Origin of the sequence: Pseudoalteromonas sp. S3776, from assembly GCF_005886915.1 — a bacterium.
Lineage (GTDB): Bacteria > Pseudomonadota > Gammaproteobacteria > Enterobacterales > Alteromonadaceae > Pseudoalteromonas.
Window position 1 is genome coordinate 26,682 of the sequence record NZ_PNCU01000011.1, and the last position, 22,175, is coordinate 48,856.

The window sequence follows — 22,175 nt, forward strand, 5'->3', positions numbered from 1 at the left end:
ATTGTGTAAGATCTTGAGTGTGGCTTATTAATACCAGCTCGCATACTATTTAATTAAGCGAATTGGTGTAAGGCCGATAATAATGGCTCAGTGATCGCCGCCTTTTGCCCCGTTTTAAAGTCAAACATAACTACTTGAGAGTAGCCTGTTGTGGTAACAGCTTGCTGTGCATGACTATATACAGAGTAATTCATCATAAAGCGGTCGCTTTTTATATCCGAAATAGTAATACCTACGGTTAAAGTATCTGGAAAGGTTACAGGGCGCTTGTAGCGAATGTTGTTTTCGCTAATAACGGGACCTACGTCACCTGGTTTTATCGTATCAAACTGGTTTATTTTATTTAAAAAGTCGATGCGCGCAATTTCAAAATAACGCAAGTACACCACGTTGTTTACATGTTGTAGGGCGTCCATATCGGCCCAAGCGACGGTGATATCGGTATGAATAGGGTGCTGTTCTTTGAACCTTTGCATATATGTGTACTCTTAGTTTTAAATGAATCAGGTTATCAATATGGTGTTTGTAGCTCAAGACAATAAATACCATGTTTTTTTATAAGATGATTGTACCTATTTATTTTTAGGACTACAGTTAAATAACACAGGCCACACACACGAGAACACACATGCAAAATATAATTAATTGGGCTTTAGCCAGTTTAGTTTTTATAGCATCTTTTGCTTGCTACGCTATGGGTAATGCTTCAGGCGGTATCATGCTTTTAGCTGCGGGGTTTTTATTGGAATTTGTTTTTTGGCTACATTGCTTTAAAAAAGAAAAGCGCTTTAAGCTGCCGTTTTAAAAGCTGTATAAAGCTTGCTTAATTTAAACGCCAAACTTACTAGCGATTTAACTTTAGCAGGTTAACTGGCTTTATTAACCTTGCTTAATGAAAGTGAATCCTTAATAATGGCTGTATAAATAAACAGTTGTTATGTGGTAATGAAAAAGTTTATTCATATCGACATGGACTGCTTTTATGCAGCGGTTGAAATGCGCGATAACCCCAACCTTGCCAATGTGCCTTTAGCCATTGGTGGTAATAGTCGCCGAGGCGTGCTTTCTACAGCAAACTATATAGCGCGCGAATATGGTGTACGCTCGGCTATGTCTAACTATCATGCCAAACAATTATGCCCAGATTTAGTTATTGTGCCTGGGCGGATGGCTGTTTATAAAGAAATTTCTAACCAAATACGGGCTGTATTTAAACGTTATACTGACCTAATAGAGCCTTTGTCGCTTGATGAAGCCTACCTAGACGTCACCAATAGCTCGGCATTTAAAGGTAGTGCTACGCTTATTGCTCAACAAATTAGAGCCGATATTTTCAACGCTACTGGCCTCACTGCCTCTGCAGGCGTTGCTCCCATTAAGTTTATTGCGAAAATTGCTAGCGATGAAAACAAACCCAATGGCCAGTTCGTTGTATTACCAGATGAAGTTGATTCGTTTTTAAATAATTTGCCGCTGGGTAAAATACCTGGTGTGGGTAAGGTCACCCTTGAAAAGCTTAATTTAAAAGGATTGTATACAGGTAAAGATGTTCGCGAGAAAGGCGTTAATTGGATGCAACAGCATGTGGGGAATTTTGGTGTATCGCTTTATCAAAAATGTGCTGGTGAATACATTGGTAAAGTAACAACCGAGCGAGTACGTAAATCACTCAGTGTTGAGCATACTTATGAATACAACAAAAATAGCTTACAAGAGTGTCTAGATCAGTTGCCTAAATTATTGGAAGAGCTGACAGCGCGTCTTAATAAACAACAGCTACAAAATCGTATAAATAAATTAAGCGTAAAAGTGAAATTTGCAAATTTTGTGGTGACCAGTGCCGATCAAGCTCATCATCAATTAAACACAGCTATTTTTACTGAGCTACTTTCAAAAGCGTATCAACGGGGTATGCAGCAACCGGTGCGTTTACTAGGCATAGGGGTGGGTGTTAAAAATGAACCTAATTTAAACCTACAATTGAGCATTCTAGATTAGAGTGTACTTGAGTGTAACACCAAGTTGCCAGATTAAAATGAGCTCATCGCAGGTGGCTGGTTTTGTGTTTTTATATCAACGATAATAGCCCCTTATGTTTTCTAACAGGAGCTTTACTTATGGCATATCCTCAAGCGATAGCTGCACAATCAATTAGTGCAAGCTTTGCAGCATTTTCTCACGATGCACTTATTATAATTAGTGATGACTTTTCTCAACTTCCGAATAACTCACTACGTGATGCCATTGAATCACAGGCTAAAGTAGACTCTCGTATTGGTAAACAAGTTACGTTTTTAGTAATTGATAATGTACGCGTTGTTTTAGCACCTACAGGGCCGCTTAATCGCGATTACGATGATGTAAGACGCTACTTTGATGCCGCCAAACTTGCGATTAACGAAGCAAAAGCCGCGGGCAGCGTAAACCCTGCTATTTACTTACCTAAATTACATACGGATGCGCGTTACCAGCATGCATTAGAGGTGGCGTATTTAGGTGCATGCCAAGCATTATGGCAACCTTTAGAGGCGCGTGAATACCACGGTGAAAGTATTGAGCCAATTACGCAAATTGGTTTAATTGATGCAAGTGAGCAAACAGTAAAAGCAGTTAACGCAATTGCTGCTGGCCAATATGCGGCACGCGATTTATGCGGTACTGAGCCTGAACGTATGGCGCCACCACGCTTTGCCGATTACTGTGTTGAGCTTTTCAAAGGCTCTACAGTGGCAGTTGATGTGATTGACGACATAGACACAATAGATAAAAACTACCCTATGCTTAGCACCGTTGCGCGCGCATCTTATGCGGTTGAGCGCCACCATCCACGCGTAGTAAAACTAGAGTACGTACCAGAGGGTGAAGTAACGCGTACGCTAATGTTTGTGGGTAAAGGTTTAGTATACGACACCGGCGGCGCCGATTTAAAAGTAGGCGGTTACATGGCTGGTATGAGCCGCGATAAAGGCGGTGCTGCATCTGTAGCGGGCTTTATGAAAGCGGTTGCTGATTATCAGCCTAAAGGCGTTAAAGTGATTTCTTATTTAGCGGTGGTTCGCAATTCAATTGGTTCAGATTGTTTTGTACCAGATGAAATAATTACTAGTCGTGAAGGCGTACGCGTACGCATTGGTAACACCGATGCCGAAGGGCGCTTAGCTATGGGTGACCTTCTTAGCGAAATGAAAGACTTGGCTAAAACACAAGTTAACCCAACTCTATTTACTGTAGCCACTCTTACAGGCCATGCGGCACGTGCTATGGGACCTTACGGTGCGTATGTTGAAAACGGCCCAGCACGCAGTGCTAATACGTCTCGTCAAATAGCGGATTGTGGTGATTTATGGGCAGATGCAGCAGAGGTTTCTCGCTCTCGTCGTGAAGATTACGACTTTATAAAGCCGCGCACCTTAGCTGATGATGTTTTATCAAGTAATAATGCGGCTTCTGCTGTTACAGCTCGTGGGCATCAATTCCCTATGGCATTTTTAGCCGTTGTTGGCGGACTTGATAAACATGGTAACGATTCTGAGCAGCCATTACCTTATGTGCATATGGATATTGCTGGTAGTGGTGTTGAAGGCGGTGATTGGCAGCATGGCAAGCCAACCGCGGCATCGGTAACCAGCTTATTTGCACGCTACTGTATGTAATACCAATCCGCAATAATACTTAATCATTTTTCGGGGCTAAACGTGTCGCTATCTGTGTTAAAAAATCTCATTTACGACTGCATGGATGCAGAAGGTAGAGCAATGCAGGAGCAATTGCCGAGAACAACTAAATAGCAAATTTTTTGCCTAGCCATCAACACGTTTTTCCATCCTAAAAATAGATCACTTAATTATGCGAAATGGTATAAGCTAAAAACGCTTATGTAATAAAAAAGCCCTGTTAATTCAGGGCTTTTGTTTTTTAATTATTTTAATTTAAAGCGATTAACCACACTCGAAAGCCCTTGGCTACTTTGTTTAAGGTTGTCACTGGCATCGGTAAGCTGCTTGGTATTATTTAATGACTGCTCGGTTGATTGAGATAGCTCGTTAATACGTAAATTAACCTCGTCAGCAGCTTGTGTTTGCTGCTCGGTAGCACGGGCTATTTGGCTGTTCATGTCTGTAATTATAGACACCAATCTTTCTATTTCATTGAGAGAGGTATCGGCAGATGAAACCTGCTCTACCGTGGTTACCGACAATGCTTGACTTGATTTTACGGCCTCTACTGCCGCTTTAGCGCCTTCTTGCAATTTGGTGATCATGGTTTGAATTTCATCTGTGCTCTGCCCAGTTCTGCTCGCTAATGTGCGCACTTCATCGGCAACAACTGCAAATCCTCTGCCGTGCTCTCCTGCACGAGCCGCTTCTATAGCAGCATTAAGTGCAAGTAAATTTGTTTGCTCCGATATACTTCTGATCACATCGAGTACAGAGCCTATGTTGTTACTTTCGTTTGCTAAATCTTCGGTTACTTGGCTCACGGTTTCTATATTACTTGAGAGCGTTTCTATGGCAGTAATGGTACTGGCCACCACGTTTTTACCGGTTGAGGCATTGTGCGCTGCATCATTGGCAGCTTGTTCTGCGGCTTCGGCATTACGACTCACATCATGAATTTGGTGCGTCATTTGCTCCATGGCGGCAGCTACTTGTGTGGAACTGTCGTTTTGTAGCTCAATGAAGGAGTGGCTTGTTTTACTTGACTCATCCACCGTGTGCGCGTGTCTGCTTACATCATCTGCACTGTGCGATACATGCACTAATGACTCGCGCATTTTTAAAACAAATAAATTAAAAGAACGTGACAGCTCTGATATTTCATCATTGCCAGATTCGTTTAGCGTACGTGTTAAGTCACCTTCGCCTTGCGATATATCTTTCATCATTTGTGCAGCAAGGCGAGTCGGAGTGAGTATACTTTTTCCAATAAAGTAGCTTAGTAATATGACAGCAATAATCATTACTAAGGCACTGATAATGATTAGATTACGCTGCTCGCTAAAGGCTGCATCTATTGAATCTAGGTATACGCCAGAGCCTATAACCCATTGCCACGGGCTAAACCCTTTAACAAATGCGACTTTATCTACGGGTTGGTCTTTTCCTGGCTTTGGCCACTTATAAGGAATAACCCCTTCTTTTTGTTGCTTTACAATACTCACCATTTCGACAAACAGTGCCTTGCCATCGGGGTCTTTGTTATTACTAAGGTCTTTGCCGTTAAGCCCAGGTTTTATCGGGTGCATTACCATTGCAGGTTGGTAGTCGTTTATCCAAAAATAATTGGTTTTGTCGTAGCGTAGGGCTTTTACAGCCTCTAGTGCTTGTGTTTTAGCTTGTGTTTGTGTGAGGGTGTTATTTTGTTCAAGCTGGTGGTAATGCTCTATAACACTGTATGCTGTTTCTACCACATGCTGTGTTTTAATGTATTGCTCATGTTTAAGTGAGCTGTATTGATGAGTTAAACTCGAAATACTAAGTATGATAAGCCCAATTATAACGATGGCGATTAACAGTGAAAAACGCTGGGAAATACTAAAACTACGTAGGTTAGGCATTTACTTTTCCTCAATAAGTGTACGCATTTGCGCATAGAGTAAGCGTAGCTAAAAAAAGCGTTTAATCTAGGCTCAATAACTTATTAACACAAAAAAAGGCTGATTTTTCAATCAGCCTTTAGTTTATTTAGTCGTCATATGATTATTTAACATCAAAATGTCGATTAAAGAAGTTAGTGATGGTTTGGTGTAAATGTGTTTGCACCTGTTTACCACGTAGGCTGTGTTTTGAGCCCGGGTAGGTCATCATTTCAAACTGTTTTTCGTTATCTTGGAGTTGTTTAAATAATTTAGTGGCGTGGGTAAATAACACGTTGTCATCGGCCATGCCATGGTAAATCATTAGTGGGCCTTTTAAGCCGTCAGCGTATGGAAATACTGCGCTGTCTTCGTAGCCTTTAGCATTCGTTTTTGGGTGCCCAAGGTAACGCTCAGTGTAATGGGTGTCGTAAAGTGCCCAGTCGGTAACTGGTGCACCTGATACACCAGCTTGAAAGTAATCACCGGCTTTAAACATGGTCATAAGAGCCATATAGCCGCCGTAGCTGTGGCCATAAATACCAATACGTTGTGGGTCTACGTAATCAAGCGTACGTAAAAACTCAACGCCTTTAATTTGGTCTGCCACTTCTACAACGCCTAAATGTTTGTAAATGGCGTCTTCAAACTTTTTACCGCGGTTGTAAGAGCCTCGGTTATCGAGCTGAAAAATAACATAACCTTGCTGCGCCATATATTGAAAGTATAGGTTTTTGCTGCGCCAGCTATTTGTTACGCGCTGTGCATGTGGGCCGCCGTATACGTTAACAATTACTGGGTGCTTTTTACCGTCTGCAATATTACTTGGTTTAAATAAGCGGTAATGCATTACTTGACCATCTTCTGCTTTGATGGTGCCGTACTCAGGTGTTGCTAAATCACTTAAATAAGGGGTTAATGGGTGGCTATCATCGAGCTTATTTTGTTCAAGCCATGTGATAAATTCGCCATTTACTTTACGTAGTGCTGCCGAGTTAGGCTTGTTTACCGATGAGCTATTATCAATAAATGTTTTGCTGTCTTTAGCCATCACCACTTTGTGGTATTGGCCTTGCTCGGTAATGCGCTTAATATTGCCTTTTTTAAACAGAGGCACGCTGTATAAATGGCTTTCAAGCGGGGTATCTTTACGTCCAGCAAAGTACACTATGCCTTTTTTCTCATCCACGCCTTTTAAGCTATCAACAACCCAGTCTCCAGATGTGATTTGTCGAACTAGCTGACCATTGGTGCGGTACAAATAAAGGTGCTTAAAACCATCGCGCTCAGAAGCCCATACAAAATGCTTTTTGTCTTTTAAGAAATGCAGATCAAAGTTTAAATTGATCCATGTATCGCTGTTTTCTGTTAGTGCTACTTTTTGCGTTTTAGTATCGCTATTGTAAAAACGTAGTTCTAACTTATGTTGTGAGCGATTTTGCCATTGATACGAAAGGGTGTTGCTGTCTTTTAGCCATTTAGCGCGCGCAATGTAAATATCTTTATCGTCGCCTAAATCAATCCAGTCAACGCTTTGATTATTTAGAGACACAACACCCAGTTGAATTTCAACATTGTCAGTGCCCGTAAATGGGTAGCGTTGATTAAATAGCTTTACTTCGTCAGCGTATATTTCGTTACGAATGGCTTCTTTTACTGGGGTTTCATCTACGCGGGTAAATGCAATTTTAGATTCATCGCCAGCCCACCAGTAGCCAGTCATGCGGCTCATTTCTTCTTGCGCTACAAATTCGGCCATGCCGTTTTTAATTACGCCACCACCATCTTTGCTTAGTTGAATTTCCTTGCCAGAATCAAGTGCTAAAGCGTAAAGGTTTTGCTCGCGAATAAACGATACATAGTTACCTTTAGGTGAAAAACGAGCATCGGTTTCAAACGCTTCTGTATTGGTAAGCTTTTTACTTTTACCAGATGCAAGCTCGTAATAATATAAGTCACCATTGAGTGGGAATAGCAGGGCTTTACCGTCTTTAGACCATTTATATTCTAAAATACCTTTACCAAAAATACGTTGGCGTTCGCGACGTGCTTTTTCTTCATCAGAGAGGTTTTCAGGGCCTGAAAATAGCTTTGCAGAATCAACCAGTATTCTGTTGGTGTTATCTTTTAAATTGTATTCCCATAAATCATAGCGGTTGTAATCGTCGGTTTTGCCTTGCAGATAAGTTACGCGGGTACCGTCCGGCGAAAACTTAAGTTGTACGGGGGCTTTACCCGACAGGCTCGGGTCGTCAAAAATACGCTCTAGTGATAATGGTTTTGCTTGCGCGCTCAGTGCACCAACAGCAAGTGGGAGTGCGAGGGTTAGGTATTTTATTTTTTTTAGCACAAGATTGCCTTAGCTTATTATAAATAGTGTATTAAATGGTAAAGCTAAGCGTGTGCAACTGCAAATAAATGCTATAAAGTGGCCATTATTAAAGACTAACTAGGATATGATGATGACAACTCCCACTTTTGAACTTGCCCCAGAGCTTAAGCGCGATTGTATAGAACTGGCAGATTGGCCTTTGTGTAAAGTGCTATTACTTAACGACAGCCAATACCCTTGGTTTGTATTGGTGCCTAGAAAAGCCAATTTAAAAGAGATCATAGACTTATCAAAGAGCGATCAAATTGTATATTTAAAAGAGTCGGCCAAACTCAGCAAGCTTATTATGCAAGTGTTTAGCCCTGATAAACTAAACGTGGCGGCTTTGGGTAACATGGTGCCGCAATTACATATTCATCATATTGCACGTTTTACAACTGACGCTGCATGGCCTGCACCGGTGTGGGGTAAGTTTCCTGCAAAACCATACACAGATGAGCAAATAATAGCGCTAAAAAAAGCGCTGCAGTTATAAACCACAGCGCTTCATTAATCTATTACAAAGTATTACGTGTTGGGTTAGTTAAGGCCTAACACGTCTTTACCTTGTTTAAAGGTTACATCTACAGGGATATTAGCTTGGCTTAGTTTTTCTAAGTCTTTAGCAAGCTCTTCTTTAATATCGCCATGGGTGGCAATTAGCTGATCTACTTTTTCGTAATCGCCGTCACCTTGTAATGTTAAAATTAAGCGCGAAAGTTTAGCCATAGCCACACCCATTTTTTCCATATTGACACGGTAGAAACCTTCTTCGTTTTTAGAAAAGGCGCCTTCTTGAGCAAAAAAGTTAAAGCGGATCATGTTCGCTTTACCATGTGCGCTTGATGCACCAAAACGTACTGAGCGGAAAATACCCGCCATAAAGGTGGTGTAGTAATCTTCTAATGTACCTTCGGTAATTTCACCTTTTTTAAGTAACTGCTCAACCATGTATAAACCTAAAATATCAGCTTTACCTTCTTCAAGTGCGCTTGCGTGCTCTTGTAATGATTGGCGCACAGTGCCTTTATTTGTAATGGTGTTTTTAATACCTAGGCCGTGAGCGACTTCGTGGAACATGGTATTGGCAAAAAAGGCGTTAAAAGTAATATGCTTACGTTGCTCAGGTACAATTAACTGCTCAGCAATCGGCACTAAAATTTTATCAAACTTTGCACGCATTGCGTTTTTAAGCTGCAGGCGACGAGTGCCTTTTTCAAGCTGTACTTGCTCATCGTTTGGTAAGTTAATAGCAATAGTTTTGCTGCCCGCATTTGAGTGACCTGCGTAGTAAACCACATCGTAAGCATTTAAATCGGCGTCTGAGCCTGGCACTTCTTGCTTATATTTAGTATCTACCGGTAAACCTTTTTGCAGCTCTGGTAAAAAGGCCGCAAATTTAGCAAGGCGCTCGCTCCATTTTAAATCTTTAATTAGTACATACGACTCATAAGCAGAGCGGTAGCCAAAGAGTTGATCTTCGTAAGTTTCAATTGGGCCAATAACCACATCAACAGGGTTGTTTTTCATGTCCATCCAAGCAAAGTCAGAACCCTGAAAATCATCTTTTTGAAGTGCATCAGCACGTAGGTTTAAGTAATTGGCAAATTCTTTATCATCGGCAAGCTTACTGGCTTCACGTAATAAGTCAGCTGCTTTAGCTAACTCTTGCGCGTATTCTTTTGAATAAGGCACACTGTAAAGATTACCTTGCTCATCACGTTTGATTAATGAGTAAAGGCCTTTTTTATCATCTACGTCGGCATTATTTAGTTCTTCTTTTGTTATGTCGGCTGGGTAGAATTGCGCGCCAAGGGCTTTTTCTTTGTAACCTGATAAAAACGGTTCATCACCATTTAAACGATCCCATGGGCCGTAGTTAATATCAGCAAATTTACGTACTTTTTCATCACTCAGCTTTGCTAAAAAAGCGTCTTTATTATCGCCAAAAGCCTGCTTCCAAAAAAGCACGTCCATAATTTTAGAAGCATCGATAAGCTTAGCTACCATGGCTTTTTGATTCTCACTTAAATGAGATAGGTCGGCTTCTAGGCTAAAGTCGGTGTAAATATCTAAACGTTGATTATCAATGTTAACTAATTCTGGGCCAGCTTGTGCGGCACTTTTTTGAGCAAGTTCTACACCTGTGGCTTCGGTCGAAGAAGGGGCTTGCTCTGAGCATGCACTAAGAAAAACGACGCCAGAGAGTAAAATTGCTTGGCTAATTTTGTTTAAGATCATTTGAATGCCTGTTAAAAAGTAAGTTTAATTATTTGTATGGGCGAACTCTGAACGCTAGCGCATACAAACGTTTCCTTATAGTGACTGCATTAAAACAAAACTAAATAGTAAATAGCAAGTGTTTGGCGTTATGTAGCATCTTAGGGCGATGAAGGCACATTAATAACAATTAATTTATATAATTTTCTTAACTTTATCGGTAAGTTAGATAATACTCATTGTATTACTCATTGTATTACTCATTGTATTACTCATTTTATCCGAGGTTAGCAGTTGCATTGCGGCCCAGAAACAAAAGGATGACAGTTCTATGTCTACAGAAAATGCACTATTAACGATTTTGGTTGATAGAATCAACAACGATACTTTGGTTTTACCTACCTTACCTGAAGTCGCCATTAAAGTGCGTCAAGCGGCTGACAACCCAGATGTAAACCTAATGCAAATGTCAGAGGTCATTAGCCAAGACCCAGCACTTTCAGCGCGCATGATTAAAGTAGCTAACAGTGCAATCATGGGTCGCACAGTTAAGGTATCTAACTTACAGCAAGCAGTTACTCGCATTGGTTTACGCCAAATTAAAAATATAGCAACCGCAATGGCAATGGAGCAGCTGTTTGTTTCTAATAATGAGCTAATAAAAGGCTACATGAGTAAAGCGTGGCAAAAAACGCTAAACGTGGCGGGGCACTCAATAACGCTTATGGCGTTTTATTTACAAAATAATAAACGCACATCGTTAAATAGTGACTCTATAACGTTGGCGTCGTTGGTATATAACATTGGTGTACTGCCTATTTTAACCGAAGCTGAGCGCCACCCAGAGGTGTTTGCTAACCCAAGCTTTTTAGCGCATGCAATTCAAAAACTCAGTGGTAAAATTGGTGGCTCAATTATGGGCGCGTGGGAGTTCCCACCTGAATTTGTAAATGTTGCTAGGCATTGGGCTGACCCTACATATCGCCCTGAAGAGATTGGTTATGTTGATTTTATTCGTATTGGCGCTATTTTAGAGGGAACATTACAGGTGTCTGATAAATCAGCGGCTTTACAAACCTACATAGATAAAGGTGTTATTCCATCTATGCAGCTATTTTCAAGTGACGAATACAACGACATGCTTGAAAGTGTGAAAGACACATTTAGCTAATTAGCAGTTATAAAGGTAAAAGCAAAAAGCACGACTGAGTCGTGCTTTTTTGGTTTTAGTAGCGCTTATAATTTTAGCGTTTTATAAATCTTCTGCATCACCTAAACCGGCCGTCAGCTCTTCAAGCAGTAGCTTGATTTCTTCCGAGGCTAAAATAAAGTCAGCATCTAGTTTAACCGCCATATCTTCTTTTGGAATATCGGCGTTTTCTTCTTTTAAGGTTTCTGAGTAGCTTAAACGCTTGATAGAACCATCGTTTTGCAGCATAAATTTCAGGCGTTCTTGCCAGTCAAGCGCAAGTTTAGTCACACGTTTACCAGTTTCTAGGTGCGATTTAACTTCATCACATGATAAATCATGGCCTTTTAGTTTAACCTGTGCGCCACTGTCGTCGGCTTCTTCGAGTTCTGCATCAAACCCTATAGCAAAGTTTTCTGGCGTGCTGAAGTTAGTTAGCCAATCAGTTAAAAATACATCCAGGTCGTAGTTTGCAAACGCAGGAACTACCGGTAAAGTGCCCAGCGATTTACGCAGCAATGCAAGTAACTCTTCTGCTTTATTAAAACTACCACTGTTTACTACAACCCACCCGTTTTCTTGATCAATAAAGGCAAACTGCAGGCTTGATTTTTTAAACGCTTGAGGTAATAAGGTCGTTAAAATGTTTTCTTTTAACTCGTCTTTTTCTTTCTTTTTAACCGGGCGGTTTTCTTCCGCTTCTATTTGATCTACTTTTTCGGCAACCATTTCATTAACAACAGATGCAGGTAGCACTTTTTCTTCACGTTTGGCACACACTAAAATGCTTTTTTGTGAAAAATGCGCCAGCGAGTCACCATGCTTACCAAATGCTTTTGTCCAACCAAATGTAGAGAGGTCTTGAGAGCCACACGGGCGAAATACATCTTGTTCTAACGCTTTTTCAAACTCTTCTTGAGTGTACGAAACATCTTGCTTAAAGCGATAACAAATCAGGTTACTAAACCACATAAGGTAACTTTTCCATCTTATAAATTTGCTCAATCATAGCAATAAAATGGGGTTCTCGAAATGGCTGATTTTAACCAAAGCCTTTATTGATTAAATAATGGCTTTGGCATATTTTTAGGAAACTCAATATGGTAATGCAGTCCTTTACCGGGTTCACTGTTAGCCTCTATTGAGCCGCTGAGCGTTTGCTTAACTAAGTTAAAGGTTATATGTGTGCCCAAGCCACTACCGCCTTGGTCGCGCTTTGTAGTAAAGAAGGGGTCGAACAATTTAGCTAACTGCTCTTTTGTTACACCGTTACCGTTATCTTTGTAGTCAATCACAAGGAGTGTGTCATTGGCACTAATATTTATATCAATATTGCCCTGTGCAATGTTATCAAACCCATGAATAATTGAATTCATAATTAAGTTGGTAAAAATTTGGCTAATCGCCCCAGCAGGCAAATTTAGCACTAAATCATCCGGACACTGCAAGTTTATGGTGTGCTTGGTTTTTTTAAGTTTAGGGTGAAGCGACAAAATCACTTCGTTTAAGTAATCTTTAAAGTTAATTGTTCTTACAGCTTCACTGGCTTGATCTACCGCTATTTGTTTAAAGCTGGCAATGAGCTCAGAGGCTCTATCAAGGTTGGTTGTAAGCAAGCTCGTGCTTTGCTTGGCTTCGTTTATAAATTCTTCTAATGCTTTGGGCGATAAAGTTTTTTCTTTATAAGCGCTTTCTAAGGTATTTAAACGCTCTTGCAAGAATGATATAGCGGTTACCCCGATACCAATAGGCGTATTTATGTCATGTGTAATGCCAGCAACAAGCCCGCCTAATGCGGCCATTTTTTCTGTTCCAACTAATCGCTCTTGAGCAAGGCTTAGCTCATCAAGATAGCGTTCGAGCTCTTTTTGTTTGGTTAATAACTCTTCTTCGGTGTGCCTACGTAAATCAACCTCTTCGGTTAGTACCAGCTTTTGTTTTTCTAGTTCGTACTTCTGTTGCTGTAAATCCATCATTGCTTGACTTAAATTAGACGTTTTACGAGCAACATCCTGCTCAAGTTGTATATTGTGTTGGTCGAGCTTTTCATTACTAACAATCAGTTCACGTTGAGTGTGTTCAAGCTCCTTTCTGTATTGGACTACTTTATCTATTAAGTTATTAAAAGACTGCTCCATAACGTTTAGTTCGTTATGCTCTTCGGTTTCAATTTCTATGTGTTGACCTTCTAAGTCATCAAGCTCAAGGTTTTCTATTTGATCGGTTAATTCGTTTAACGGGTCGGTGAGCAGTTTTCTAAATGCCATTAAAAACAAGATGATCAAAAAGGTGGTTTTGATCATGGCGTTACCAATTAAAAAGTAAATAGATACCATTATTCGGCTAAACACCACGTCGCGGCTCGAAAATAAGGTTACATCACCCACTTGCGTAGCACGTCCTGAGAACTCAAAAATGAGTGGGAATGTATAACCAAAGAGACCTGACTTAGTGTCCTCTATAATAACTTCTTCCTGAACAAGTTGTTGATTATAAAGTTTATGTATATCTAAAGAGCGCCCCAGTTGCGAAATAATTTCGCCGCTGTCGTCGCGTACAATAATGCCCTCCACCATAGGGATGGCAAGTAAGCCTTCTGCGGTTGTTATTGTTTGCTTTGTATTTAGTTCCCAAATTGCGCGCGTTAAGCTTCTACTGAAGGTTTTTTGTAGTGTACTGAGCTCATCACGAATGTAGTCTTTAGTATTTACAAATTCAGCAAGCACTTGTCCACATGTCACCACGAAGGTGAGTAAAAAATAAACTGATAAAACATTAGTTAACAATTTCTTAGAAAGGCTTTTTTGTAACATATGGGATTTACTCATCCGGTATAATTATATCTAAGTTGCAATTTCTATCCTAAAAGTTAGTCAATAAAACCTTAAAAATAAATAAAAAAACTTATATTTTAAAGAGACTGACTCTTGAGAGTCGTTTTGTTTTAATAATAGTGCACTAATTTGACTTAAAGTAATCCAAATGCCCACTTATGTTACATAAGTATCGATTGGGTGGGGAATTATTAATAATAGTTAAAGTTTTATTGTAAGGTTACCGTATCACACTATACGAACAAGCAAAGTGTTAGAGTTTTAGGAACGTGTTAGAATAGAAAAAAACCAACGGATGGCTCGTTTTTATAATTTTTAGAAGGTTATTTTAGTAGTAAACATGATGAAATTTTCTATATTAGTGTGTGATGATTCCACTGTTGCACGTAAACAAGTTGTGCGTTGTTTAAATGAGTGCGTGAATGCCGACATACAACAAGCCGCAAACGGGGCCGATGCGCTTGAGCTTTTACGCTTGCAGCAATTTGATCTTCTGTGTTTAGACTTAACCATGCCAGAAGTTGACGGTGTACAGGTGCTAGAGCGTATTAAGGCAGAAAAAATAGAGTGCTTTGTATTGGTGATCTCCGCTGATATTCAACAACAAATGAAGCAAAAGGTGGCGCAGTTAGGTGCTATCGACTTTATAAATAAACCTATTAACAAATCAGCCTTAAGTGAAGTTTTGCATAAATTTGGCATTCATTAGGTTTTTTCATGTTCAAAAAGGCTGTTTTATCTTTTAATTTGGGGTTGACAGCATAGCCTTTGTTAAGGCAGTCTTAGCGTTATGAAAACAATTAATCGCGTACTGACCATTATTATTACAACCACCATTCTTACTGGATAGTGGCATAGGTCGGTGCAACAAATTTAAAGGCCTGTGTTCACTAAGAACACAGGCCTTTTTTCGTTTTATGGGATGAGGAACATAAATAATGCGCGTTTTAAAATTTGGAGGCTCTTCGCTTGCTGACTTTGCCTGTTTGCAGCAAGTAGCTCAACTTGTCAAAGCACAGTTAAAAGATGAAATGTTACTGGTGCTTTCTGCACCCGGTGGTATGACTGACTCATTAGTTGCGCTGGCAAGTGCCGCAGAGCAAGGTCAGGACTTTTCACAGCAATGGCAAGCTTTACTAAGCCGATGCGAAACATTAAAAGCAGAAGTAGAAAAAAGCAGTGGCGAAGTCGCAAACTGGCCAGATTTTCATGAGCTTAAAAATAAGCTTGATGGTGTGGCGCTTATTAAATGCTGCCCAGATCAAATTCGTGCTTTTGTAATTAGTTTTGGTGAGCGAGTAAGTGTATCGCTTATGCAAAGTTTATTAAGCTCGCACAATGCACAATACCTAGAAGCAACACGCTGTGTTGCCTCTACAGGGGGTTACATTGATGCTGAAGCCGACTTAGTAACGAGTAAAGCACGTTTTCAAGCAGTACTTAAAGAAAACCCAGCCACTATTTATATTATGCCAGGATTTACTGCCAGCAATGAGCAAGGTGAACTCACTACGCTTGGTCGTAACGGCTCTGACTACTCAGCGGCAATTGCTGCTGCATGTTTAGATGCTGAGGTATGTCAAATTTGGACAGATGTTGATGGGGTGTACAGCGCCGATCCGCGTTACATCAAAAAAGCGACTAAAGTTGACTTTTTATCTTATAAAGAAGCAATGGAACTTTCTTATTTTGGCGCTAAAGTACTTCATCCTAAAACCATTTTACCGTGCGCCAAAGCGGGTGTACCGTGCGAAATTAAAAATACCCATAACCCAGATGCTCAAGGCTCATTAATTGGTAACGATTATTCATCGGATGAACCTGTAAAAGCGCTTTCTAGCTTGCAAGACCTAGCAATGCTTACCGTGTCAGGCCCTGGCATGAAAGGTAAGGTGGGTATGGCCTCTAAAGTATTTAATGCTCTTGCGCACGATAACGTATCGATTGTGTTAATTACGCAATCATCGTGCGAGTTTAGTATTAGCTTTTGTGTGCACGAAAGCGATTTAGCGCTAGCGCTAGAGGCCTTGCAAAGTGCATTTGAGCTTGAATTACAAGCAGGCTTAATTGAGCCGGTAAACGTACAACGTAACCTTGCCATTGTTACTTTAGTGGGCGATAACATGCGTGCACACAAAGGTTTAGCTGCGCAGTTTTTTGCGTCACTTGCACAGGCCCAAGTAAACATTGTAGCCATTGCGCAGGATTCTACAGAAAGTGCTATTTCGGCGGTTATTGACGGTGAGCTGTGTAACGATGCAGTAAAAATATGCCACGAAAACTTTTTTACTCACGTCCCTTCAATTGACGTATTTTTACTTGGCTGTGGCTTAGTAGGCCAAGAGCTTATTTCTCAGTTAGAACGCCAACAAGCGTGGCTTGAAAAACGAAATATTAAATTAAACCTATATGGCGTTGCTAATTCTCGTCAATTGCATTTAGACAGCGAAGGTATTGCATTTGATGACTGGCAGCAAAAGCTAGCAGCATCAGAGCAAGCGTTTGACTTAAATTTAGTTGAGCAGTTTGTAAAACAAAATCACTTAGTAAACCCAGTGCTTGTAGATTGTACGTCTTCTGATGCGCTAGCCGCTCAGTATGTAGACTTTTTAAATGCGGGCTTCCATGTGGTGGCCGCTAATAAAAAAGCAACAACCAGCTCGTACGATTATTACCAAAACTTAATTGCAGCAACACAAAAAAATAACCGCAAATTTTTATACGAAACAAACGTAGGTGCAGGCTTACCGGTAATCGATAACTTACAGTCGTTATTTGGTGCAGGTGATGAGTTACTCGAGTTTAGCGGTATTTTATCAGGCTCACTGTCGTACATGTTTGGTGCACTAGAAGATGGTTTATCACTTTCTGAGGCAACAATTAAAGCAAAAGAAAGCGGTTTTACAGAGCCAGACCCACGCGATGATTTATCGGGTACTGATGTAGCACGTAAATTACTGATTATTGCTCGCGAAGCCGGCATGAAATTAGAGCTTAGCGATATAGAAGTGGAGTCGGTATTGCCACAAGGTTTTGCACAAGACGACAGCGTAGATGAATTTATGGCTAAACTACCAAGTTTAGACGCTGAGTTTAACGACCGTATTCAAAGTGCCGCAGCAGAGGGTAAAGTACTTCGTTATGTAGGTACAATTAAAGAAGGCCACTGTAAAGTAGGTATTGAAGCGGTCGATTCATCGCATGCATTAAATGTTATTCGTGATGGTGAAAACGCGTTAGCTATTTTAAGTCAGTATTATCAACCACGCCCGTTTGTAATACGTGGTTACGGCGCAGGCTCTGCAGTAACCGCTGCCGGTGTATTTGCCGACGTATTAAAAACGTTATCGCGCTAGGAGTTAAAAATGATAGAAGTATATGCTCCGGCGTCTATAGGTAATTTTGCAGTCGGCTTTGACGCACTAGGCGCAGCGCTTGCGCCTATTGATGGTAGTTTATTAGGTGATGTAGCCGTAGTAAGCGCCGCTCAAAGTGATGAGTTTGTTTGCTCAGGCGAATACGCGCATAAGTTACCAAGCGATGCGAGCGAAAACCTAGCATATCAGTGTTTAGTGCATTTTAGAGCGCACGTGGCGCCAGATATGCCAAGTGTAAAATTAGAACTTAAAAAGAACTTACCAATTGGCTCAGGGCTAGGTTCGAGTGCGTGCTCGGTGGTCGCAACCTTTGCTGCGCTTGATAAGTTTGCTCAAACCAATTTAAGCCAAGTTGAGCTGATTGAGTTAATGGCTGATTTTGAAGCGATAGTCAGTGGTGGGCGTCATTACGACAACATCACCCCGTGTTATTTAGGAGGCTTACAGCTTACAGGCGATTTAATTCCTGATAAGTCAATTGCTTTACCAGTTGATGAAAACTGGTACTACGTAGCGGCGTTCCCTGGTTTTTCGCTTAATACCGCAAAGGCTCGCTCGGTATTACCAAAAGAGTTAAGTATGCATGCGGGGGTTGAGTTTGCTCAGCGTTTATCTGCATTTAGCAGCTTGTTATTAACGCAGCGTTTTGATGATGCACTAAGCATTATGCAAGACGATATTGCAGAGCCGTACCGAGCGCCTTTAATTGCCGGCTTCAGTGAGGCAAAAGCGAACCTTCCAGCATTAGGCGCTGAAGTTGTCAGTATTTCAGGTGCCGGCCCTACGTTATTTACAGTGTGTAAAACATTAGAAGCGGCTGAAAAATGTGCGCAGTGGTTAGCGCAAAACTATATAAATGAGCAGGGCTTTTGCCACATTTGTAAATTAGATAACGACGGCACGCGTCAATTAACAGTTTTATAGGATAGGCATTTATGCAATTACATAATTTAAAAGAAAATTCTCAAAAAGTGTCGTTTGTTGAAGCGGTAAAAACAGGGCTTGGGCGCAATCAGGGGGTATTTTTCCCTGAAAGCTTAGCGCCACTAACTGATGTAGATGCGTTATTAGATATGGATTTTGTTACCCGCAGTAGCAAAATTTTATCGCACCTTATTGGCGATGAACTGCCCGCTGATACTGTTGCTCAAATGGTTAAAAATGCGTTTAATTTTCCTGTAAAATTGTTAGAGGTTGAAGACAATAACTATTGTTTAGAGCTTTTTCACGGTCCTACGCTTGCGTTTAAAGACTTTGGTGGACGCTTTATGGCTGAGTGTTTAGCACAGTTTAACAAAGGCGAAAAAGTCACGATTTTAACGGCAACCTCTGGCGATACTGGCGCTGCTGTAGCGCATGCGTTTTACAACAAGCCAAATATAGATGTGGTTATTCTATATCCTAAAGGCAAAATTTCGCTTGCTCAGCAAAAGCTATTTACTACGCTTGGTAACAACATTCATTGTTACGCAGTTGATGGCAGTTTTGATGATTGCCAAGAGCTGGTTAAAAAGTCATTTTTAGATGACGAAGTTAAATCTACACTTGGTCTTAATTCAGCTAACTCAATCAACATTAGCCGCCTAGTGGCACAAGTATGTTATTACTTTGAAGCCATTGCTCAGCTACCAAAAGAAAAGCGTGCTACCGCGCATATTTCGGTCCCTAGTGGTAACTTTGGTAATGTATGTGCCGCCATGATTGGTGCTGTAATCGGTTTGCCGGTGGGTAAACTAAGCGCAACGACGAACCAAAACGATACCGTGCCACGTTACATGCTTGATAAAAATTGGGCGCCAAATGCCACACTTGAGTCGCTTTCAAATGCGATGGATGTGAGCAAGCCAAATAACTGGCCACGTGTGCAAACAATGTTAGATAATAACTGGTTTAGCTACGATAATTTTTACTCAACCAGCGTGAGCGAAGAAAATACGCAAGCAGTGATGAAAAATATTCAACAAACTGGTTATGTTGCAGAGCCCCATACCGCTATTGCATACCAAGGTCTTGTAGAGAATAAAGCACCCGGCGCAGCAGGTATCTTTTTAGCAACTGCTCACCCAGCTAAGTTTAAAGAAAGCGTAGAAGAGATTCTAAATATTGAACTTGAGATGCCAAAACCACTGAGCGACGCACTTGCAAAACCTTGTTTAGCAAAGGACATTAACGCCGATTACGACGCGTTACGTAATGAAATACTCACTAAGTTGGGCTAACTAACTTAGTGTTAAAAAAGCGGCTTTGGCCGCTTTTTTTGTGTTTTAAATGCAGTCTATAAAACTACTGTCATTAACTAATTAAATGTAAAAATTAAAAGTCATTTAAATTATTAATGAATTTATAAAAAAATATCATCTTAAAAATGCTGTGAAATAGATTCAATCCCTGTTTAAATATCCTCAACTTAAGAGCGTAGGCAAAGCGTTGTTTAAAGCGTACAATAAAGCCTCTAAAAAACACCATACACGTTGCCCTAGGAGACCCCAATGTTAGAACGTAGCATGAATATTTCGGATTTTGATCCAGAGTTATTTGACGCGATAAACAAAGAAACTGCTCGCCAAGAAGAGCACATTGAATTAATTGCATCAGAGAACTACTGTAGCCCACGCGTACTAGAAGCGCAGGGTTCACAGCTTACAAACAAATACGCAGAAGGTTACCCGGGCAAACGTTACTATGGCGGTTGTGAGCACGTAGACGTTGTTGAGCAACTTGCAATCGATCGTGCGAACGAGTTATTTGGTTCTGACTATGCGAACGTTCAGCCTCATGCAGGCTCTCAAGCTAATGCCGCTGTTTTTTTAGCGTTATTAGAAGCCGGTGACACTGTACTTGGTATGAGCTTAGCTCATGGTGGTCACTTAACGCATGGTTCACACGTAAGTTTCTCTGGTAAGCTATATAATGCTATCCAATATGGGCTAGATGAAGTAACCGGCGAAATTGATTACGCACAGGTAGAAGCGCTAGCACTAGAGCATAAGCCAAAAATGATTATTGGTGGTTTTTCTGCATACTCAGGTATTGTTGATTGGGCTAAATTCCGTGAAATTGCTGATAAAGTAGGTGCTTACTTATTCGTTGATATGGCTCACGTTGCTGGTTTAATTGCGGCGGGTGTTTACCCAAGCCCAGTACCTCACGCGCATGTTGTAACAACAACAACACACAAAACATTAGCAGGCCCTCGTGGTGGTTTAATTATTTCTGCATGTGGTGACGAAGCAATTTACAAAAAGCTTAACAGCGCTGTATTCCCAGGTGGCCAGGGTGGTCCTTTATGCCACATTATTGCTGCAAAAGCAGTGGCATTTAAAGAAGCACTACAACCAGAGTTTAAAACATACCAAGCACAAGTTGTTAAAAATGCACAAGCTATGGTTGCTGTTATGCAAGAGCGCGGCTACAAAATCGTATCTGATAAAACAGAAAACCACTTATTCTTACTTGATTTAATCGATAAAGATATCACAGGTAAAGATGCAGACGCAGCGCTTGGTAATGCAAACATTACTGTGAACAAAAACTCTGTACCAAACGATCCTCGCTCACCGTTTGTTACTTCTGGTTTACGTATTGGTTCACCTGCAATTACACGTCGTGGCTTTAAAGAAGCTGAATCGAAAGAACTTGCTGGCTGGATTTGTGACGTATTAGACAATATCAACGATGAGTCAGTACAAGCGCAAGTTAAAGAAAAAGTTAAAGCAATTTGTGCAAAACTACCTGTATACGCTTAATTGCATAAGCAGCAGTAATTTAGAGCACAACAAGGGGCCTGTTTACCTTTCGAGATTTAATTTGCAGTAGTGTGCTTGGTTTTTAGGCAAGGCAGAGTCTATGTAGTGTGGTTACTCCACACAAATAGGCGATAACGCAGCATAAATGCCAAACATGCACTGCCCTCGAGTTCGTCCTAGGGGCGATTTACTCTTTGTTGCCTACATGGATGTAGGTAAGGGGCGTGAGCAGGACGCGGAAGCTTTGCTCGGTTTTTACTTAGCCCACTAGGTTACAAACCTCGCGCCGCGATCAAATCACCCCTAGATAGAACAAATTTAATCCTGAAAGGCCAACAGGCCCTATTTTTTTGCTAAGATAAAAGGCCGCTAAATAGCGGCCTTTTTTGTTTAAAACGGAAGTACCTAGTTATGCATTGCCCATTTTGTACCGCAAAAGATACTAAAGTTATTGATTCTCGCCTTGTTGGCGGAGGCCACCAAGTTCGCCGTCGTCGTGAATGTAACGAGTGTCACGAGCGATTTACTACCTTTGAAGGCGCCGAGTTAGTTATGCCTCGTGTGATTAAACAAGACGGTAGCCGAGAACCATTTAACGAAGACAAGCTACTAAATGGCCTTAATCGCGCCCTAGAAAAACGCCCTGTAAGTACTGAGCAAGTAGATGAAGTGGTTAATATTATCAAATCGCAGTTGCGTGCTACCGGTGAGCGAGAAATATCGAGCCACTTGGTGGGGGAGTGCATAATGGAGGCGCTTAAAAAGCTTGATAAAGTCGCCTACGTGCGGTTTGCCTCTGTATATCGCTCGTTTGAAGATATACGCGAATTTGGTGAAGAAATTGCCCGTTTAGGGGAGTAGTA

Annotated in this window: 16 protein-coding genes; 10 read left to right on the plus strand and 6 right to left on the minus strand. The window is 40.9% G+C overall.

Features of this window, described 5'->3' with window-relative positions; genetic code table 11:
* Positions 1-53: 53 nt before the first annotated feature.
* Positions 54-476: an acyl-CoA thioesterase gene (locus CWC16_RS06215; protein WP_055018178.1), complete on the minus strand. Its 423-nt coding sequence runs from the start codon at positions 474-476 to the stop codon at positions 54-56.
* 469 nt (positions 477-945) lie between these two features.
* On the opposite strand from CWC16_RS06215, the gene dinB reads away from it, so the two are divergent.
* Positions 946-1,998 carry a DNA polymerase IV gene (gene dinB / locus CWC16_RS06220; protein WP_138540902.1) on the plus strand — a complete coding sequence of 351 codons (1,053 nt, stop codon included), beginning with the start codon at positions 946-948 and terminating at the stop codon, positions 1,996-1,998.
* Between the two features lie 119 nt (positions 1,999-2,117).
* Positions 2,118-3,653, plus strand: coding sequence for a M17 family metallopeptidase (locus CWC16_RS06225; RefSeq protein ID WP_138540903.1), 1,536 nt, complete (start codon positions 2,118-2,120; stop codon positions 3,651-3,653).
* A 266-nt stretch (positions 3,654-3,919) separates the two neighbouring features.
* Here the strand turns inward: CWC16_RS06225 and CWC16_RS06230 are convergent, their stop codons facing one another.
* Both CWC16_RS06230 and CWC16_RS06235 read right to left on the minus strand, forming a co-directional pair.
* The gene (locus CWC16_RS06230; RefSeq protein ID WP_138540904.1) at positions 3,920-5,557 is read right to left on the minus strand and encodes a methyl-accepting chemotaxis protein; all 1,638 of its coding nucleotides are present in this window, start codon (positions 5,555-5,557) and stop codon (positions 3,920-3,922) included.
* Positions 5,558-5,699: 142 nt separating this feature from the next.
* On the minus strand, positions 5,700-7,925 hold the full coding sequence (locus tag CWC16_RS06235) for a S9 family peptidase (protein ID WP_138540905.1): 2,226 nt from the start codon (positions 7,923-7,925) through the stop codon (positions 5,700-5,702).
* A 112-nt stretch (positions 7,926-8,037) separates the two neighbouring features.
* Here CWC16_RS06235 and CWC16_RS06240 point away from each other — a divergent pair, with 112 nt between their 5' ends.
* Positions 8,038-8,442: an HIT domain-containing protein gene (locus tag CWC16_RS06240; protein ID WP_138540921.1), complete on the plus strand. Its 405-nt coding sequence runs from the start codon at positions 8,038-8,040 to the stop codon at positions 8,440-8,442.
* Positions 8,443-8,486: 44 nt separating this feature from the next.
* On the opposite strand, the gene CWC16_RS06245 is transcribed toward CWC16_RS06240, so the two are convergent.
* Positions 8,487-10,187: a DUF8614 domain-containing protein gene (locus CWC16_RS06245; RefSeq protein ID WP_138540906.1), complete on the minus strand. Its 1,701-nt coding sequence runs from the start codon at positions 10,185-10,187 to the stop codon at positions 8,487-8,489.
* 310 nt (positions 10,188-10,497) lie between these two features.
* On the opposite strand from CWC16_RS06245, the gene CWC16_RS06250 reads away from it, so the two are divergent.
* Positions 10,498-11,337 carry an HDOD domain-containing protein gene (locus CWC16_RS06250; protein ID WP_055015319.1) on the plus strand — a complete coding sequence of 280 codons (840 nt, stop codon included), beginning with the start codon at positions 10,498-10,500 and terminating at the stop codon, positions 11,335-11,337.
* An 81-nt stretch (positions 11,338-11,418) separates the two neighbouring features.
* Here the strand turns inward: CWC16_RS06250 and rdgC are convergent, their stop codons facing one another.
* Both rdgC and CWC16_RS06260 read right to left on the minus strand, forming a co-directional pair.
* On the minus strand, positions 11,419-12,327 hold the full coding sequence (gene rdgC / locus CWC16_RS06255) for a recombination-associated protein RdgC (protein WP_138540907.1): 909 nt from the start codon (positions 12,325-12,327) through the stop codon (positions 11,419-11,421).
* Between the two features lie 83 nt (positions 12,328-12,410).
* Positions 12,411-14,168: a HAMP domain-containing sensor histidine kinase gene (locus tag CWC16_RS06260; RefSeq protein WP_055015320.1), complete on the minus strand. Its 1,758-nt coding sequence runs from the start codon at positions 14,166-14,168 to the stop codon at positions 12,411-12,413.
* 361 nt (positions 14,169-14,529) lie between these two features.
* Between CWC16_RS06260 and CWC16_RS06265 the strand changes: the two genes are divergently transcribed.
* The 6 genes from CWC16_RS06265 (at position 14,530) to nrdR (ending at position 22,173) form a co-directional block, all read left to right on the plus strand.
* Positions 14,530-14,898, plus strand: a complete 369-nt coding sequence (locus CWC16_RS06265) for a response regulator (RefSeq protein ID WP_055015321.1) — start codon at positions 14,530-14,532, stop codon at positions 14,896-14,898.
* A 229-nt stretch (positions 14,899-15,127) separates the two neighbouring features.
* Positions 15,128-17,545 carry a bifunctional aspartate kinase/homoserine dehydrogenase I gene (gene thrA, locus CWC16_RS06270; RefSeq protein ID WP_138540908.1) on the plus strand — a complete coding sequence of 806 codons (2,418 nt, stop codon included), beginning with the start codon at positions 15,128-15,130 and terminating at the stop codon, positions 17,543-17,545.
* Between the two features lie 9 nt (positions 17,546-17,554).
* Positions 17,555-18,490: a homoserine kinase gene (gene thrB, locus CWC16_RS06275; protein ID WP_138540909.1), complete on the plus strand. Its 936-nt coding sequence runs from the start codon at positions 17,555-17,557 to the stop codon at positions 18,488-18,490.
* 11 nt (positions 18,491-18,501) lie between these two features.
* Positions 18,502-19,785 carry a threonine synthase gene (thrC, locus tag CWC16_RS06280; RefSeq protein ID WP_138540910.1) on the plus strand — a complete coding sequence of 428 codons (1,284 nt, stop codon included), beginning with the start codon at positions 18,502-18,504 and terminating at the stop codon, positions 19,783-19,785.
* A 270-nt stretch (positions 19,786-20,055) separates the two neighbouring features.
* Complete coding sequence (gene glyA, locus CWC16_RS06285; RefSeq protein ID WP_055018152.1) at positions 20,056-21,312, plus strand: serine hydroxymethyltransferase; 1,257 nt, start codon at positions 20,056-20,058, stop codon at positions 21,310-21,312.
* A gap of 411 nt (positions 21,313-21,723) precedes the next feature.
* On the plus strand, positions 21,724-22,173 hold the full coding sequence (gene nrdR / locus CWC16_RS06290) for a transcriptional regulator NrdR (protein WP_004586861.1): 450 nt from the start codon (positions 21,724-21,726) through the stop codon (positions 22,171-22,173).
* The last annotated feature ends 2 nt before the right edge of the window (positions 22,174-22,175 follow it).

Excerpts from the sequence above, each read along its gene's own strand:
- glyA (WP_055018152.1), top strand. The coding sequence starts at position 20,056 with ATGTTAGAACGTAGCATGAATATTTCGGATTTTGATCCAGAGTTATTT.
- thrB (WP_138540909.1), top strand. The coding sequence starts at position 17,555 with ATGATAGAAGTATATGCTCCGGCGTCTATAGGTAATTTTGCAGTCGGC.
- thrA (WP_138540908.1), top strand. The coding sequence starts at position 15,128 with ATGCGCGTTTTAAAATTTGGAGGCTCTTCGCTTGCTGACTTTGCCTGT.
- CWC16_RS06260 (WP_055015320.1), bottom strand. The coding sequence starts at position 14,168 with ATGTTACAAAAAAGCCTTTCTAAGAAATTGTTAACTAATGTTTTATCA.
- CWC16_RS06245 (WP_138540906.1), bottom strand. The coding sequence starts at position 10,187 with ATGATCTTAAACAAAATTAGCCAAGCAATTTTACTCTCTGGCGTCGTT.
- CWC16_RS06215 (WP_055018178.1), bottom strand. The coding sequence starts at position 476 with ATGCAAAGGTTCAAAGAACAGCACCCTATTCATACCGATATCACCGTC.
- dinB (WP_138540902.1), top strand. The coding sequence starts at position 946 with ATGAAAAAGTTTATTCATATCGACATGGACTGCTTTTATGCAGCGGTT.
- thrC (WP_138540910.1), top strand. The coding sequence starts at position 18,502 with ATGCAATTACATAATTTAAAAGAAAATTCTCAAAAAGTGTCGTTTGTT.
- CWC16_RS06240 (WP_138540921.1), top strand. The coding sequence starts at position 8,038 with ATGACAACTCCCACTTTTGAACTTGCCCCAGAGCTTAAGCGCGATTGT.
- CWC16_RS06250 (WP_055015319.1), top strand. The coding sequence starts at position 10,498 with ATGTCTACAGAAAATGCACTATTAACGATTTTGGTTGATAGAATCAAC.
- nrdR (WP_004586861.1), top strand. The coding sequence starts at position 21,724 with ATGCATTGCCCATTTTGTACCGCAAAAGATACTAAAGTTATTGATTCT.
- CWC16_RS06225 (WP_138540903.1), top strand. The coding sequence starts at position 2,118 with ATGGCATATCCTCAAGCGATAGCTGCACAATCAATTAGTGCAAGCTTT.
- rdgC (WP_138540907.1), bottom strand. The coding sequence starts at position 12,327 with ATGTGGTTTAGTAACCTGATTTGTTATCGCTTTAAGCAAGATGTTTCG.
- CWC16_RS06230 (WP_138540904.1), bottom strand. The coding sequence starts at position 5,557 with ATGCCTAACCTACGTAGTTTTAGTATTTCCCAGCGTTTTTCACTGTTA.
- CWC16_RS06265 (WP_055015321.1), top strand. The coding sequence starts at position 14,530 with ATGATGAAATTTTCTATATTAGTGTGTGATGATTCCACTGTTGCACGT.